The following is a 14,057-nucleotide window of genomic DNA, read 5'->3' on the forward strand; positions in this document are numbered from 1 at the left end:
GCGCCGGGGCGACGCTAGGGTGGGGCGCGACGGCGAGCGGGGGAGTGGCGTATGTGGATGCAGACGACCGATCCGCTGGGCTCGCTCGTCCTCTCCGCGCTCGTGGCCGCCATCCCGATCGTCGTGTTCCTCGTCGCTCTCGTCGGCCTGCGCCTGAGCGGTATCGTCGCGGGGCTCATCGCTCTCGTCGCGCAGCTCGTCGTCGCGACTCTCGGGTTCGGGATGCCGCTCTCAGCGGTCGGCGGTGCCGGGCTGCTCGGCGTCCTGACGGCGGTGTGGCCGATCGCGTACATCATCGTGATGGCCGTGTGGCTGTACAAGCTGGCGGTCGCGAGCGGTCGGTTCGACGTCATCCGTTCGTCCATCGGCGGCATCTCGAAGGATCAGCGGATCCAGGTGCTGCTGATCAGCTTCGCCTTCGGCGCCTTCCTCGAGGGGGCGGCGGGATTCGGGGTACCGATCGCGATCTGCGCCGCGCTGCTCGTGCAGTTGGGGTTCCGGCCGGTCCGCGCGGCGATGATCTCCCTCGTGGCGAATGCGGGCGCCGGGGCGTACGGCGCGATCGGGATCCCCGTGATCGTCGGCGCCCAGGTCGGCGGTCTCGAGGTGCACGAGCTGTCGCGCGCCATGGTCCTCGTGCTGCAGCCGCTGACGCTGCTCATCCCGTTCCTGCTGGTGGTCATCCTCGACGGTCTCCGCGGTCTGCGCGAGACGTGGCCCGCGACCCTCGTGGTCACCGTGGTCTTCAGCGGCGTGCAGGCCGGGGTGCTGTGGTTCCTCGGGCCGGAGCTGGCGGATCTCGCGTCGGGCTTGGCGGCGATGGTCGCGTTGTTCCTGCTGGGCCGTGTCTGGCAGCCCCGGCGCATCCATCGCGAGCCGGGTGCCCCCGAGCCGGAGGAGCGTCGTACCGGCCTTCGCGAGGTGGTGACGGCCTGGAGTCCGTTCTACATCCTGACCGCGGTGATCCTGGTGTGGAGCCTGCCGGCCTTCAAGAACCTGTTCGCCTCCGGCGGGCCGCTCGCCGGCCTCGTCGCGGTGATCCCCATGCCGGGGCTGACCGGCAGCGTGCAGACGCCGTCCGGCGATGTCGTGACGGCCGCATGGAGTTTCACTCCGCTGAACGCGACGGGGACGGCGATCCTGATCGCCGTCCTGGTGTCGTTCTGGACGACGCCGAGCCTGGGCGCACGCGATCTCGGACGTGCCCTCGCCGCGACGTTGCGCGAGCTGTGGCGCGCGCTGCTGCTGATCGCGATCATCCTCGTACTGGCGAACATCGCGAACTACTCGGGCGGCTCCGCGTCGATGGGAACGGCGCTGGCGGCGGTGGGGCCGTTGTTCCCGCTGCTGGCTCCCATCATCGGCTGGATCGGCGTCTTCCTGACGGGGTCGGTCGTGAACAACAACACCCTGTTCGCGCCGCTGCAGGTGGCGACCGCGGGTCAGCTCGCGGTGGACCCGGCGCTGCTGGTCGCCGCCAACACCGCGGGGGGAACCGCCGCGAAGGTCATCTCGCCGCAGTCGATCGCCATCGCCGCGGGCGCCGTCGGGCTCGCCGGTCGCGAGTCGGAGATCCTGCGGGCATCGCTCTGGTACAGCCTCGGCATACTCGCGGTCATCTGCCTGTGGAGCGGCCTGCTTTCCGTGCTCCTCGCCTGACGTGCGCGCGGCGCGAGTCCTGACGTTCGCGCGCGGCGCGACCGGTGCTCAGGCGTGCAGCGCCTCGTTCAGGGTCACCCCGACGCCGGCGCGACGGACGGCTTCGATCGCTCCGGTGAGCGAGTTACGACGGAACAGGATGCCGTCGCGGCCGGACAGCTCGGCCCCCTTGACCGTCGGACGTGTCCCGGCCGCGGTCGCGGGCTCGTCGGCCAGCACGATCTTCGACCCGGCCGTGACGTAGAGCCCCGCCTCGACGACGCAGTCGTCGCCGAGCGAGATGCCGATGCCCGCGTTGGCTCCGAGCAGCGTGCGGCGACCGATCGCGACGCGGTGGCTGCCGCCGCCCGACAGGGTGCCCATGATCGAGGCGCCACCGCCGATGTCGCTGCCGTCGCCCACGACGACGCCTTGCGAGATGCGACCCTCGACCATCGATGCACCGAGGGTGCCGGCGTTGAAGTTGACGAAGCCCTCGTGCATCACCGTCGTCCCCGGCGCGAGGTGCGCGCCCAGTCGCACGCGGGAGGCATCGGCGATGCGGACGCCCGAGGGGGTGACGTAGTCGAGCAGGCGGGGGAACTTGTCGAGGCTGTGCACCTGGATGCCGTCACGCTGAAGCAGCGGGCGGCGGCGGGTCGCGTCGTCCGGGTGCATGGGGCCCGCGGTGGTCCACGCGACGATCGGCAGGTGGCCGAAGATCCCGTCGAGGTTGACCGTGTTCGGGGCTGCGAGGCGGTGGGAGATGACGTGCAGGCGCAGGTACGCGTCGGGAGTCGAGGCCGGCGCGGCGTCGAGGTCGATCGAGACGGTGACGGCCTCGACCGTCACTCCGCGGCGCTCGTCGTTCGCGGCCAGCGGAGCCCAGGTGACCATGGCGGCCGCCGATTCCGCGGCCGCGGGCGTTCCCAGCGCGGGCTCGGGGAACCAGGTGTCGAGTGTCGTGCCGTCGCTGCTCGAGGTCGCGAGTCCCACGCCCCATGCCCACCGTTCGCTCATGCCTCCAGGTTATCGGGCCCGTCGGCGTCGATAGACTCGCGGCATGCCTGAGCTCGATCTGACCGTCTCCAGCGCCGATCTGACCCGAGCCGTCTGCGACATCCCGAGCGTGTCGGACGACGAGACGACGCTCGCCGACGCGATCTTCGCCGCCGTCTCGCCGCTCGCGCATCTCGAGGTCGTCCGTGACGGCGACACGATCGTGGCGCGTACGCGGCTCGGCCGGTCGCAGCGCGTGGTCATCGCGGGACACATCGACACCGTCCCGATCAACGACAACCTCCCCGTCCGAGACATCGTCGAGGAGGGCGAGCGGATGCTGTGGGGCCGGGGCACGGTCGACATGAAGGCGGGCGTCGCGGTGCAGCTCAAGCTCGCTGCGGAGCTGGTCGACCCGCGGGTCGACATCACCTGGATGTGGTACGACCACGAGGAGGTCGCCGCCGAGCTCAACGGCCTGACCCGCCTCGCCGCGAACCGTCCCGATCTTTTCGCCGGGGACTTCGCGATCCTCGGTGAGCCGTCGAACGGTCAGGTCGAGGGCGGCTGCAACGGCAACCTGCGCGCTGTCGTCCGCACGCACGGCGTCCGCGCGCACAGCGCGCGCGCCTGGATCGGCGACAACGCCATCCATCACGCGGCGCCGATCCTGCAGCGACTGGCCGAGCACACCCCCGCGGAGGTCGAGGTCGAGGGGCTGGTCTACCGCGAAGGACTCAACGCCGTCCGCATCTCCGGCGGAGTCGCCGGCAACGTCATCCCCGACCTGTGCGAGGTCGAGGTGAACTACCGCTTCGCTCCGAGCCGCTCACCGGAGGAAGCCGTCGAGAGGGTGCAGGCCTTCTTCTCGGGGTTCGAGGTCGAGGTCGTCGACCTCGCGGGCGGAGCACGCCCCGGACTCGATGCGCCGCTGGCTCGCGAGTTCGTCGCCGCCGTCGGCGCGGAGCCGCGACCCAAGTACGGGTGGACCGACGTCGCCCGTTTCTCCGCGCTCGGGGTGCCCGCCGTGAACTACGGCCCGGGCGACCCGTCGCTCGCCCATCATGATCACGAGCGCGTGCCGGTCTCGCAGATCGACGCCGTCGAGCGCGGGCTGCGCGCGTGGCTGTCGTCGCCGTGACCTCCCCGGCATGAGGAACAGCGCGCGCACGCGGTCGCTGCGCCGCGCCGTGGTCGGTATTCCCCCCACGGCGACGATCGCGCTCGTCTATCTGCTCTCCCGTGCCGTCACGACGCTCTTCCTCGTCATCGCGGCCGAGCTGAGCGGCCCCGAGTCGCGCTTCGGCGCGGACGCGACTCTCGGCAGCCTGACGATGGGGTGGGATGCGCAGTGGTATTGGCTCATCGCCTACAGCGGATACCCGACCGAGCTGCCCCTCGACGCGGCCGGCAACGTGGCGGAGAACGCGTGGGCGTTCATGCCCGTCTATCCCGCGGTCGCCGACGCGCTCGGGCGGCTCGTCGGTGGATTCCCGGTCGCGGCGCCGCTCGTCTCCGCCGCGGCGGGTTACCTCGCCTGTCTCGTTCTCTTCGCGCTGCTGCGTGCCCGCATCGGTCGCGTCGCGGCGATGTGGGCGGTCGTGTTCTTCAGCACTGCAGGCCCGATGGCCGCGCTGTTCCAGCTGGGGTACGCCGAGTCGCTGTTCCTCCTGTGGCTGCTGCTGGCCCTCTTCGCGGTCGACCGGCGCCGATGGTGGTGGCTCTACCTGTGGATCCCGCTCCTGGCGTTCACGCGCCCCGGTGTGCTGGCCTTCGCGCTCATGCTCGCGCTCTACGGTGTCTGGCGGTGGGTGCGCCGCCGCCGGGAGCCGCTGGCCGGCTCCGAGATCGCCCACATCGTGGCGGCGGGACTCCTGGCCGCCGCCTGCGGTTTCGCGTGGCCGGTGATCACGGGGATCGTGACCGGCGACCCCGGGGCCTATCTTCACACCGAGCTGGCGTGGCGTCGGGCCTGGGTGGGGGATCACGGCGGATTCGTGCCCTTCGATGGCACGGTGCGGGCGACCCTGTTGTGGTCCGGCATCTGGGGCATCCCGGTCTGGGTCGGCCTGGCGGGACTCGCGATGATCGTCGTGGCGGTGACGCTGGCGCTCGTGGCGGGGCGACGAGTGCGGCGGCTCGGCATGCCGATCCGGCTGTGGTCGGCCGCGTATCTGATCTACCTGCTGGCGGTGTTCTTCCCCCAGTCGAGCACGTTCCGGCTGCTCGTCCCGCTGTCGCCGCTGTGGGGAGCCGTCGCCGCGTCGCGGTCGTGGGCGTGGCGGTCCGGTGTGCTGATCGTGGGTCTCGTCGCGCAGTGGTGGTGGATCCACGAGATGTACGCCGTCGGCAGCACCTTCGCTCAGATTCCCTGAGGCGCGTGTCCGCGCTGTGCCTGCGCTGCACGATAAACTCTTCAGGTAGTCCTCATGACGAAAGGGAGCCGCGATGGCAGCCATGAAGCCGCGAACCGGAGACGGACCGATGGAGGCCGTGAAGGAGGGGCGCCTGATCATCGTGCGTGTCCCCCTCGAAGGCGGAGGGCGTCTGGTCGTCTCGGTCAATGATGAAGAGGCCAAGGAACTCCACAGCGTGCTGAGCGGAGTCGTCGGCGCCGCCTGACGACCTCGCGAACGACGAGACGGCCGATCCCCGCGGGGACCGGCCGTCTCGTCGTTCGCGCTGAGCGAGACTCAGGGTGCGGCGGTCGTCGTCAGTTGGAGCAGTCCCTCGCCCACGATCGACAGCGCTCCCAGGACGGCGGGAGACGACTGGGTCTCGTGGATGAGCGAGCGGTACGCCCGCGTGACCGCGTCGCGGCGCACGGGATCGGCGACGGCGCCGCCCGCGAGGACGCGGGGGACGAGCACCATGCCGCCCGGGCGCACGAGCCTCAGCCCGTGCTCGACGTAGTCGATGACGCCCTCGGCGTCCGCGTCGACGAGGACGATGTCGTAGGAGGCCTCGTTCATCCGCGGCAGCACGTCAGCCGCCCGGCCGGTGATGAAGCGCGCTCGAGCCGGCGGCACCTTGGCCTCGGTGAACGACTGGCGGGCGACGGCGAGATGCTCGGGCTCGATGTCGATCGTCGTCAGCGTGGCGCGCGGCGAACCGTGCAGCAGCCACAGCGCCGATACGCCGCCTCCTGTGCCGATCTCGACGATGTTGAGCGCCCCCGTCGCCGCGGCGAGGACGGCACACTGCGCCCCCACCGGAGGACTGATCGGAGCAGCCCCGATCTCGAGGGCGTGAGCGCGCGCGCGAGCGATGTGCTCCGGTTCCACCGTCGCCTCCATCGCGAACCTGCGGATCGCTTCCTGATCACCCATGGTTTCCTCCTTCCTCCAGCGTAGGCGTCCCGATGGCCGCGTCCGTTGAGGCGCACGGGTAATCTGGGGTCATGTTCTTCGGCCTAGACGGGGACAAGCTCATCCTCATCGGGGTCGCGGCTGTCCTGCTCCTCGGTCCCGAGCGCCTTCCCAAGCTCGCCGAGACGCTGGCACGCTTCACGGTGCGTGCCCGTGACTGGGTGAACGGGGCGAAGGATCGCGTCAAGGACGAGATGGGCGAGGACTTCTCCGACGTCGAGTGGCGCAAGCTCGACCCCCGTCAGTACGACCCCCGGCGCATCATCCGCGACGCTCTGCTCGAGGACGCGCCGGTTCCCACGGTCCGCGCCGCGGCGGCGGGAGCTGCGTTGACCACTGCGGCCGCGGTGGGCATGGACGCGGCCGGCGAGGCGGCGCTGCGGTTCGAACGTGGTGCCGCGGTGCCGTTCGACGACGAAGCGACCTGATCAGGTCACGCGCAGCGGCAGCGGACGGCCGTTGAGCTCTCGTCGGCCGCGCGTCAATTCGTCGGCGATCGATCCGATCGCGACCGCGGCCGGGTCGTCGGGATGCGCGAGGACGACGGGCACCCCCGCATCGGCGTCGCTGCGGAGCGACGGGCTCAGGGGCACCGAGCCGAGCACCGGGACGGCGCCGTCGGCCGACAGCGCTGTGGCGACCCGTTCGCCGCCGCCGCTTCCGAACAGGTCGAGGCGAGTGCCGTCGGGGAGGGTCAGGGCCGACATGTTCTCGATGACGCCGACAACTCGCTGGCCGGTCTGCCGGGCGACGAGGCCGCTTCGAACGGCGACGTCCGCGGCGGCCGTCTGCGGCGTCGTGACCACCACGACGTCGGCGTGGGGGAGCAGCTGCCCGACACTGATCGCGACGTCGCCGGTTCCCGGCGGCATGTCGATCAGGAGAACGTCGATGTCGCCGAAGAAGACGTCGGTGAGGAATTGCGAGACGGTGCGATGCAGCATGGGGCCGCGCCAGGCGACGGCACCGGGGGACGTCTGATCGCGCGGCAGGAACATGCCGATCGAGATGGTGCGCACCTCGTGGGCGATCGGCGGGATCATCAACCCGTCGATGCGGGTGGGCTGGGGCGGCAGGCCGTCGTCACCGATGAGCCCGAGCAGCGCGGGGATCGAGAAGCCGTGGACGTCGGCGTCGATCAGTCCGACGGCGAGACCGCGCTGCGCGAGCGCGACGGCGAGGTTCGCCGTGAGGGTCGACTTCCCGACCCCGCCCTTGCCGCTGGTGACGGCCACGACACGCGTCAGCGAGTCGGGGCCGAAGGGGTTCTCGCGTGCGGCGCGCCCGCCGCGCAGCCGGTCGGTCAGCGCGGCGCGCTCAGACGGTGTCATCACGCCGACTTCGATCGTCACCGACGCGATGCCGGGTACCGACAGCGCCGCATCCCGGACGTCACGCTCGATGCGATCGGCCGCGGGACAGCCGACGATCGTCAGCGCGATACCCACGTGGGCGCGGTCGTCGTCGACGGCGACGTCGCGGACCATGTCGAGTTCACCGAGCGGGCGGCGCAGCTCCGGGTCACGGACGGCCGCGACGGCCGCACGGACCGCGTCCGCGCTCATCGCGGGTCCGGCCGGTCGTCGGAGTCGAGACGGTCGAGCGCCGTCCGCAGCTCCGCGCGCAGCGTCTCCTTCGTGACGAGGCCGTCGGTGAGATCGGAGATCGCCATGCGCAGCGCCACGACCTCGCGGGCGAGGTACTCCGTGTCGGCGAGGTTCCGCTCCGCCCGCTGCCGGTCCTGCTCGATCTGCACGCGGTCGCGGTCGTCCTGCCGGTTCTGGGCCAACAGGATGAGCGGAGCGGCGTACGACGCCTGGAGCGAGAGCATGAGGGTGAGCGCCGTGAACCCGTTGGCGGCGGAGTCGAAGCGCAGCCCGACGGGCATGAGCGTGTTCCAGGCGAGCCACGCGGCACAGAACAGCGACAGCCCGACGAGGAACCCCGGCGTGCCCATCGCGCGAGCGATCCACTCGGTGAAGCGGCCGAACCGGTCTCGCGAGGGCTGCGACGTGCGCTGTCCGAGCACACCGCTCACGCCCCCGCGGCGTCCGCGGGGGGCCTCGAGCGTCGGTGTCTTCGACGAACGGGCCATCAGCGGCGTCCCCGCAGCGCTGCGGCGTCCTGCGGCTCGACGTCCTGCGAGCGCCAGTCATCGGGCAGCAGGTGGTCGAGCACGTCGTCGACGCTCACGACGCCGACCAGGCGCCGTGCCTGGTCGACGACCGGGACGGAGACGAGGTTGTAGCTCGCGAGCATGCGCGCGACCTCCGCGGCCGACGAGGACGCGGCGACCGGGTCGACCGCGTCGTCGATGATGGCACCGAGCCGTTCGTGCGGCGGGTAGCGCAGCATCCGCTGGAAATGCACGGTGCCGAGCAGCCGGCCCGTCGGCGTCTCGTACGGGGGCAGCGTCACGAAGACCGACGCGGCGAGAGCAGGATGCAGCTCGTGACGGCGGATCAGCGCGAGCGCTTCGGCGACGGTGGCCTCGGCAGACAGCACGATGGGGTCGCTCGTCATGAGACCGCCCGCCGTGTCGGGGCCGTACTCGAGCAGCGCGCGGACGTCCTCGGCCTCCTCGGGCTCCATCAGTTCGAGCAGCTGCTCGACGCGCCCCTCCGGCAACTGGCCGAGCAGGTCGGCGGCGTCGTCGGGCTCCATGGCGTCGAGGATGTCGGCGGCGCGCTCGTCGCCGAGTCGCTCCAGGATGTGCACCTGCTCGTCCTCGGGCATCTCCTCGAGCGCGTCGGCGAGGCGCTCGTCGGGAAGTTCCTCGGCGACCTCGAGCAGTCGCTCCTCGGGGAGGTCGAGCAGCGTGTTGGCCAGGTCGGCAGGCTTGAGCTCGGAGTAGGTTGCCACGAGCTGTTCGGCCGATTGAGCGGTGCCCGACGACTGGTCCTGGCGGACGTCGCCCCAGGCTGCGAAGGTGGTGGGGCCTTTCGCGAACGGTGACGCGCTCGTCTTGGGACGGCGGAGGAACAGCTGTCCGATGTCCCATTCGCCGAGCCGGTTGCGTTCGATGGCGACGTCCTCGATCACCGCACCGCCGGAACCGTCGCGCAGGTAGACCTGGCGGCCCAGCAGCTCTGCCATCACCCGCACTTCGCCGCCGCGCTGCTCGAAGCGGCGGACGTTGATGAGTCCGGTCGTGATGACCTGTCCGGTCGCGATCGAGGTCACGCGACCGATCGAGAGGAACACGTTGCGGCGCCCGGGGATCTCGACGACCAGGCCGATGACTCGCGGAGGGTCCGACTTGCGGAAGATGACGACGACGTCCCGGACCTTGCCGAGGCGGTCGCCGGCGGGATCGAACACGACGCACCCGACGAGGCGCGCGACGAAAACCCTCTGCGTACTCACCGCTCCAGCGTAGTCGGCGACCGCGGGGGTGGCCCGTGACACAATGACGGGATGAGCATGATGGGCGGGAGGCCCGCTGTCACGGGCGAGAAGGTCGCTGACTACGCGTCGTACGAGGCGGCGCAGAAGGCGGTGTCGACCCTGATCGCCGCCGACATCCCGGCGCGTGAGATCGCCATCGTCGGGTCGGGACTCCGCTCGGTCGAGACCGTGACCGGACGTCTCGGTTATGCGACGGCGGCGCGGACGGGCGCGATCAACGGCATCCTGCTCGGGCTCATCTTCTCGCTCATCTTCGTGTTCGGAACACCGGACGCCGCCATCCAGCTCTTCCTCGGAGTGATGCTGGTGGGCGTCGCGATCGGCATGATGATGAGCCTGGTGATGTTCGCCCTCGTCCGGCGTCGGCGGGACTTCGCCTCGGTGACCCAGGTGGTGGCCGATCACTACGAGGTGACGGTGCAGGCGAGCAGCGTCCACCGCGCGCGCGGCGCCCTCAACGTCGCTCCGGCCCGACCGCAGACGCCCGCCACGAGCGTCGCTGACAGCCCGCCCCGCTATGGCGAACGCATCGATCCGGTCCCCGGCCCGGGCGCCGAGCGCCCCGCGCCCGGTCCTGCGGCACCCGCGGGGACGCCGGCGGGTCCTCCCGCCGGTCCGTCGGGCACCGGCTCACCCCTCCCGCCCGCCAGCGGCCCGGTACCGGGCGGTGAAGCCCCGGGTCCGGATCTGCCGTCGGCGCCGGAGTCACCGGGCGACGCGCAGCGATGATCGACGCGGTTCCCGTCGCCCTGGCGGCCGGGGCCGTGTCCGTCCCGCTTCTCCGGGACAGCGCCGATGCCGCGCAAGCCGTCATGGTCCTCGCCCACGGTGCCGGGGCCGGGCCCGACCACCCCTTCCTCGCCGGGTTCGCGCGCGGATGCGCGAACGCGGGTCTCGAGGTCGTCCGTTTCCCCTTCCCCTACATCGTGGCCGGTCGCCGTCTGCCCGGGACCGCGGCGGATGCCGTCGAGACCTGGGCGGCCGTCATGCAGGCCGTCACGGCAACGCATCCCGATCTCCCGGTCGTGGCGGCGGGCAAGTCGTACGGCGGACGGATGGCGTCTGTAGCGGCCGCGCAGGGTCGCATCGACCCCGCTCTGCTCGTCTACCTCGGGTACCCGCTCCACCCGCCCGGTCGGCCGGACCGCCCGCGCGTCGAGCATCTGCCCGGCGTGACGGGGCCGCAGCTCTTCGTCTCAGGCACGCGCGACCCGTTCGTCGAGCCCGTGGCCGATCTCGAGGCCGCGGTCTCCACGTGTGTCGACGCGGAGATCGTCTGGGTCGAGGGCGGCCGGCACTCGTTCGAGGTCGCGGGCTCGCGGCGTGAACCCGAGGTCGTCGGCGCCGAGCTCGCGGCGGTCATCGCTCCGCGGTGCCTCGCTCGCGTGGGTGCCTGAACCGGCGGATGCCAGCGGCCGAACGCCTCAGCGGCCCGCGGCGTACCCCTGGGCGCCGCGCGGGTTCGCCGCGGCCCAGAGCACACCGCGTTCGCGGTCGATGCCGACGGCCGAGAGACGCCCGAGACTCCACGGCCCGGTCCGGATGACATCGTGGCCGCGTGCGGTGAGGCCGTCGGTGGTCCCGTCGTCGAAGCGGTCCTCCATGACGACGCCCGCTGGCGTCCAACTGCGCGGCCAGAACGAGTCGATCATCGCGGTGGTGTGGAACGTCGGGGCGTCGATCGCGGACTGGGCGTCCCACCCGCCGACCAGCATCCGCAGCAGCATCGGCAGCTGCCACTGATCCTGCTGATCGCCGCCGGGTGTGCCGAGCGCGATCTCGGTGCGGTCGCCCGCCATCACGAGTGTCGGCGAGAGCGTCGTCCGAGGCCGCATCCCCGGGCGCAGGGCGGATGGCGACGACTCGTCGAGCCACGTCATCTGCAGGCGTGTTCCGAGCGCGAAACCGAGTTCGGGGATGGTCGGCGAGGACTGCAGCCAGCCGCCCGACGGTGTCACCGACACGATGTTGCCCCAGCGGTCGACCACGTCGATGTGGCAGGTGTCGCCGCGCGTGTCGCCGGCCCGACCGACGGTCGGCTCTCCGGTGCCGGCCACGGCGCTCCCGTCCGGGCGTACGAGCGGCGGACGGAACGGCGGACGGTCGCCGGGGTCGCCCGGCCGCCAGGTCTGCGACGCCTCCTCGGCGATCTCGGCGCGACGCGCGTCGGCGTACGCCGGCTCGAGAAGCCCGGTGATGTCGATCCCGTCGCCGTAGTACGCGTCGCGATCGGCGAGGACGAGCTTCATCGCCTCGACGACGGTGTGCACGCCGACCGAGGTCCCCGGGTCGATGCGGTCGTCGGGCAACGCGTCGAGCAGCGCGAGCGCCTGCAGGAGCACCGGGCCCGAGCTCCATGAGCCGGCCTTGACGATCGTGCGACCCCGGAACCCGATGGTGAGCGGCTCCTCGTAGCCGGCCGAGAAATCCGCGAAGTCCTCGACCGTGATGACACCCGCGTGCCGCCCTCCCGTCGAATGGCGGTGCGGTCGCGCGACGAAGGCCGCCGCGGCTCGCGCCACGGCGCCCGTCTTCCATTCGCGGCGTGCCGCCTCGATGCGTGCGACGCGATCGGACTCGCTCCCGCCGGCCGACACGAGCGAGACGTAGACGTCCGCGAGCGCGGGGTTGCGCTGCAGATACCCCGCGACGGGCGGCTCGCCGTCATCGTCGAGCCAGAGCGCGGCCGAGCTCGGCCATTCGTCACGGAAGAGGTCGGCGACGCGCTCGATCGTCGCGACCGCCGAGCGCAGCAGCGGATGTCCGTCGCGGGCATAGCCGATCGCGAACTCGAGGACGTCGCCGAGCTCCCAGGTGCCGTAGTCCCGCAACAGGACGAGCCACGCGTCGACGGCCCCCGGCGCGGTGGCTGCGAGGGCGCCGGCGCCCGGCACACGGTCGAGCCCCTCGGCGAGGTAGTGCGCGATCGTGGCCGCGCGGGGTGCCGGGCCCTGCCCCATCAGCACGCGCGGCCGGCTGTCGGCCGCGGCGTGGAGGAGTCCGACCAGGTCACCGCCCGGGCCGTTGAGATGAGGCTCCACCACCTGCAGCACGAAGCCGCCGGCCGCGGCGGCGTCGAACGCGTTCCCGCCGCGTTCGAGCACGGCCTGCGCCGCGGCCGTCGCGAGCCAGTGCGTCGAGGCGGTCATCCCGAAGGTCCCCGTCAGCAGGGGACGGGTCGTCTGCGCCGCGGGCGTCGAGAAGGGCGCGGTCACGACGCGGCGCGGGCGATCCAGGCCTCGACCTCGTCGGCGGTGCGCGGGATGTCGGCCGACAGGTTGACGGGTCCGCTCTCGGTCATGAGGATGTCGTCTTCGATCCGCACGCCGATGCCGCGATACTCCTCGGGAACCGTGAGGTCGTCGATCTGGAAGTACAGGCCCGGCTCGATCGTGAAGACCATGCCGGGCTCGAGGACGCCGTCGTAGTACATCTCGCGACGCGCCTGAGCGCAGTCGTGCACGTCGATGCCGAGGTGGTGGCTCGTCCCGTGCACCATGTAGCGGCGATGCTGCCCGCCGCGGTCGGCGTCGAGCGCTTCGTCGGCGCTCACGGGGAGGAGGCCCCATTCCGCCACGCGCGATGCGATCACTCCCATCGCCGCCTCGTGGATCGACCGGAACGTCACGCCGGGCCGAGCGGCGGCGAAGGCGGTGTCCGCGGCCTCGCGCACGGTCTCGTAGATGCGGCGCTGGATCTCGGTGAAGCGGCCGGACACCGGGATGGTGCGGGTGATGTCGGCGGTGTAGAGGCTGTCGACCTCGACGCCCGCATCGATGAGGATGAGGTCGCCGGGAACGACGGGGCCGTCGTTGCGGGTCCAGTGCAGGTAGCAGGCGTGCGGGCCGGAGGCGGCGATGGTGTCGTAGCCCTCGCCGTTGCCGTCCGTCCGGGCGCGCAGGTGGAACACGCCCTCCACCACGCGCTCGCCCCGCGGGGTCGCGACGATGCGCGGGAGGTCGGCGACGATGTCGTCGAAGCCACGCGCGGTCGCCGCCACCGCGAGGCGCATCTGCTCGACCTCGTACTCGTCCTTCGTCAGCCGCAGCTCCGAGAGGGCCCGGGTGAGATCGGCGTCGGCCTCGAGCACGAGGTCGTCCGCGCGCAGCTCGACGTCGGCGAGGTGCGCCGTCGTGATCCCCAGGTCGGCGGCCACGTCGTCGAGCGCCGGGCGGGGGCCGATCCAGAACTCGCCCACCGCCGCGTCGGCGTAGAACTCCGCCGTCGTGCGGTCGGCCCGGTCGCGCAGGTAGAGCGTGACCTCGTGACCGGCGGTCGTGGGCTCGAAGACGAGGACCGAGTCGGGGACGGCGTCGCTGCCCCATCCGGTGAGGTGCGAGAAGGCGGAGTGCGCGCGGAACGGGTAGTCGGTGTCGTTCGAGCGCTGCTTGAGCGATCCGGCGGGGATGACGAGGCGGCGGCCGGCGAACTCGCGTGACAGGCGCTCACGGCGCGCGGCGGCGAAGGGCGCCGCCGCGCGGGGCGTGACGGCGGTCGCGGGGCGCGACCCCCAGCCGTCGGAGATCGTGTCGAGGAAGCCCTGGGGGAACGGCTGGCGCCGGTTGGTGTTCTCCGCGGCGGCCTCTGTGCTGGCGGCGTCGGTTCCGGTCGTGTCGGTCTCGCTCGTGCTCATGCCTCCAGTCT

General features: G+C 71.8%; 14 protein-coding genes. 7 read left to right on the forward strand and 7 right to left on the reverse strand.

Going from position 1 to position 14,057, the window contains the following annotated elements; all coding sequences use genetic code 11:
- Nucleotides 1-51 precede the first annotated feature (51 nt).
- Complete coding sequence (locus tag BLT21_RS00775; RefSeq protein WP_091497590.1) at nt 52-1,659, forward strand: L-lactate permease; 1,608 nt, start codon at nt 52-54, stop codon at nt 1,657-1,659.
- 48 nt (nt 1,660-1,707) lie between these two features.
- Here the strand turns inward: BLT21_RS00775 and dapD are convergent, their stop codons facing one another.
- Nucleotides 1,708-2,658: a 2,3,4,5-tetrahydropyridine-2,6-dicarboxylate N-succinyltransferase gene (gene dapD, locus BLT21_RS00780; protein ID WP_091497593.1), complete on the reverse strand. Its 951-nt coding sequence runs from the start codon at nt 2,656-2,658 to the stop codon at nt 1,708-1,710.
- A 43-nt stretch (nt 2,659-2,701) separates the two neighbouring features.
- Here dapD and dapE point away from each other — a divergent pair, with 43 nt between their 5' ends.
- The 3 genes from dapE to BLT21_RS00795 all read left to right on the forward strand — a co-directional run bounded on the left by dapE (nt 2,702) and on the right by BLT21_RS00795 (nt 5,259).
- Nucleotides 2,702-3,778 (forward strand): succinyl-diaminopimelate desuccinylase, encoded by a 1,077-nt coding sequence (dapE, locus tag BLT21_RS00785; protein WP_091497597.1) that lies wholly within the window; start codon nt 2,702-2,704, stop codon nt 3,776-3,778.
- 10 nt (nt 3,779-3,788) lie between these two features.
- Nucleotides 3,789-5,012: a hypothetical protein gene (locus BLT21_RS00790; protein ID WP_256335868.1), complete on the forward strand. Its 1,224-nt coding sequence runs from the start codon at nt 3,789-3,791 to the stop codon at nt 5,010-5,012.
- 73 nt (nt 5,013-5,085) lie between these two features.
- Nucleotides 5,086-5,259 carry a DUF3117 domain-containing protein gene (locus BLT21_RS00795; RefSeq protein WP_023950528.1) on the forward strand — a complete coding sequence of 58 codons (174 nt, stop codon included), beginning with the start codon at nt 5,086-5,088 and terminating at the stop codon, nt 5,257-5,259.
- Between the two features lie 71 nt (nt 5,260-5,330).
- Here the strand turns inward: BLT21_RS00795 and BLT21_RS00800 are convergent, their stop codons facing one another.
- On the reverse strand, nt 5,331-5,966 hold the full coding sequence (locus tag BLT21_RS00800; RefSeq protein ID WP_091497600.1) for an O-methyltransferase: 636 nt from the start codon (nt 5,964-5,966) through the stop codon (nt 5,331-5,333).
- A 71-nt stretch (nt 5,967-6,037) separates the two neighbouring features.
- Here BLT21_RS00800 and BLT21_RS00805 point away from each other — a divergent pair, with 71 nt between their 5' ends.
- Nucleotides 6,038-6,433, forward strand: a complete 396-nt coding sequence (locus tag BLT21_RS00805; protein WP_091497604.1) for a twin-arginine translocase TatA/TatE family subunit — start codon at nt 6,038-6,040, stop codon at nt 6,431-6,433.
- Here the strand turns inward: BLT21_RS00805 and BLT21_RS00810 are convergent, their stop codons facing one another.
- Genes BLT21_RS00810 through BLT21_RS00820 form a run of 3 tightly spaced genes read right to left on the reverse strand, consistent with a single transcriptional unit; the run spans nt 6,434 to nt 9,371 of the window.
- On the reverse strand, nt 6,434-7,570 hold the full coding sequence (locus tag BLT21_RS00810) for an Mrp/NBP35 family ATP-binding protein (protein ID WP_091497607.1): 1,137 nt from the start codon (nt 7,568-7,570) through the stop codon (nt 6,434-6,436).
- Entirely contained in the window at nt 7,567-8,100 is a 534-nt protein-coding gene (locus BLT21_RS00815; protein WP_091497611.1) for a DUF1003 domain-containing protein, read from the reverse strand. The genes BLT21_RS00810 and BLT21_RS00815 overlap by 4 nt, the downstream gene beginning before the upstream one ends.
- Complete coding sequence (locus BLT21_RS00820; protein WP_091497614.1) at nt 8,100-9,371, reverse strand: magnesium transporter MgtE N-terminal domain-containing protein; 1,272 nt, start codon at nt 9,369-9,371, stop codon at nt 8,100-8,102. Before BLT21_RS00820 ends, BLT21_RS00815 begins: the two co-directional genes overlap by 1 nt.
- Nucleotides 9,372-9,422: 51 nt before the next feature.
- Here BLT21_RS00820 and BLT21_RS00825 point away from each other — a divergent pair, with 51 nt between their 5' ends.
- Both BLT21_RS00825 and BLT21_RS00830 read left to right on the forward strand, forming a co-directional pair.
- The gene (locus BLT21_RS00825) at nt 9,423-10,142 is read left to right on the forward strand and encodes a YflT domain-containing protein (RefSeq protein ID WP_091497617.1); all 720 of its coding nucleotides are present in this window, start codon (nt 9,423-9,425) and stop codon (nt 10,140-10,142) included.
- Nucleotides 10,139-10,810 (forward strand): alpha/beta hydrolase family protein, encoded by a 672-nt coding sequence (locus tag BLT21_RS00830; protein WP_091497621.1) that lies wholly within the window; start codon nt 10,139-10,141, stop codon nt 10,808-10,810. Before BLT21_RS00825 ends, BLT21_RS00830 begins: the two co-directional genes overlap by 4 nt.
- Nucleotides 10,811-10,837: 27 nt before the next feature.
- On the opposite strand, the gene BLT21_RS00835 is transcribed toward BLT21_RS00830, so the two are convergent.
- Both BLT21_RS00835 and BLT21_RS00840 read right to left on the reverse strand, forming a co-directional pair.
- Nucleotides 10,838-12,562 carry a gamma-glutamyltransferase family protein gene (locus BLT21_RS00835; protein WP_091500625.1) on the reverse strand — a complete coding sequence of 575 codons (1,725 nt, stop codon included), beginning with the start codon at nt 12,560-12,562 and terminating at the stop codon, nt 10,838-10,840.
- Nucleotides 12,563-12,624: 62 nt separating this feature from the next.
- Nucleotides 12,625-14,046, reverse strand: coding sequence for an aminopeptidase P family protein (locus BLT21_RS00840; protein ID WP_091497624.1), 1,422 nt, complete (start codon nt 14,044-14,046; stop codon nt 12,625-12,627).
- Between the last annotated feature and the right edge of the window lie 11 nt (nt 14,047-14,057).

Source organism: Microbacterium sp. cf332 (genome assembly GCF_900102175.1).
Lineage (GTDB): Bacteria > Actinomycetota > Actinomycetes > Actinomycetales > Microbacteriaceae > Microbacterium.

What these genes read in the sequence shown, in the direction of transcription:
- BLT21_RS00775 (WP_091497590.1), top strand. Translation starts at nt 52, where the DNA reads ATGTGGATGCAGACGACCGATCCGCTGGGCTCGCTCGTCCTCTCCGCG.
- dapD (WP_091497593.1), bottom strand. Translation starts at nt 2,658, where the DNA reads ATGAGCGAACGGTGGGCATGGGGCGTGGGACTCGCGACCTCGAGCAGC.
- dapE (WP_091497597.1), top strand. Translation starts at nt 2,702, where the DNA reads ATGCCTGAGCTCGATCTGACCGTCTCCAGCGCCGATCTGACCCGAGCC.
- BLT21_RS00790 (WP_256335868.1), top strand. Translation starts at nt 3,789, where the DNA reads ATGAGGAACAGCGCGCGCACGCGGTCGCTGCGCCGCGCCGTGGTCGGT.
- BLT21_RS00795 (WP_023950528.1), top strand. Translation starts at nt 5,086, where the DNA reads ATGGCAGCCATGAAGCCGCGAACCGGAGACGGACCGATGGAGGCCGTG.
- BLT21_RS00800 (WP_091497600.1), bottom strand. Translation starts at nt 5,966, where the DNA reads ATGGGTGATCAGGAAGCGATCCGCAGGTTCGCGATGGAGGCGACGGTG.
- BLT21_RS00805 (WP_091497604.1), top strand. Translation starts at nt 6,038, where the DNA reads ATGTTCTTCGGCCTAGACGGGGACAAGCTCATCCTCATCGGGGTCGCG.
- BLT21_RS00810 (WP_091497607.1), bottom strand. Translation starts at nt 7,570, where the DNA reads ATGAGCGCGGACGCGGTCCGTGCGGCCGTCGCGGCCGTCCGTGACCCG.
- BLT21_RS00815 (WP_091497611.1), bottom strand. Translation starts at nt 8,100, where the DNA reads ATGGCCCGTTCGTCGAAGACACCGACGCTCGAGGCCCCCCGCGGACGC.
- BLT21_RS00825 (WP_091497617.1), top strand. Translation starts at nt 9,423, where the DNA reads ATGAGCATGATGGGCGGGAGGCCCGCTGTCACGGGCGAGAAGGTCGCT.
- BLT21_RS00830 (WP_091497621.1), top strand. Translation starts at nt 10,139, where the DNA reads ATGATCGACGCGGTTCCCGTCGCCCTGGCGGCCGGGGCCGTGTCCGTC.
- BLT21_RS00835 (WP_091500625.1), bottom strand. Translation starts at nt 12,562, where the DNA reads ATGACCGCCTCGACGCACTGGCTCGCGACGGCCGCGGCGCAGGCCGTG.
- BLT21_RS00840 (WP_091497624.1), bottom strand. Translation starts at nt 14,046, where the DNA reads ATGAGCACGAGCGAGACCGACACGACCGGAACCGACGCCGCCAGCACA.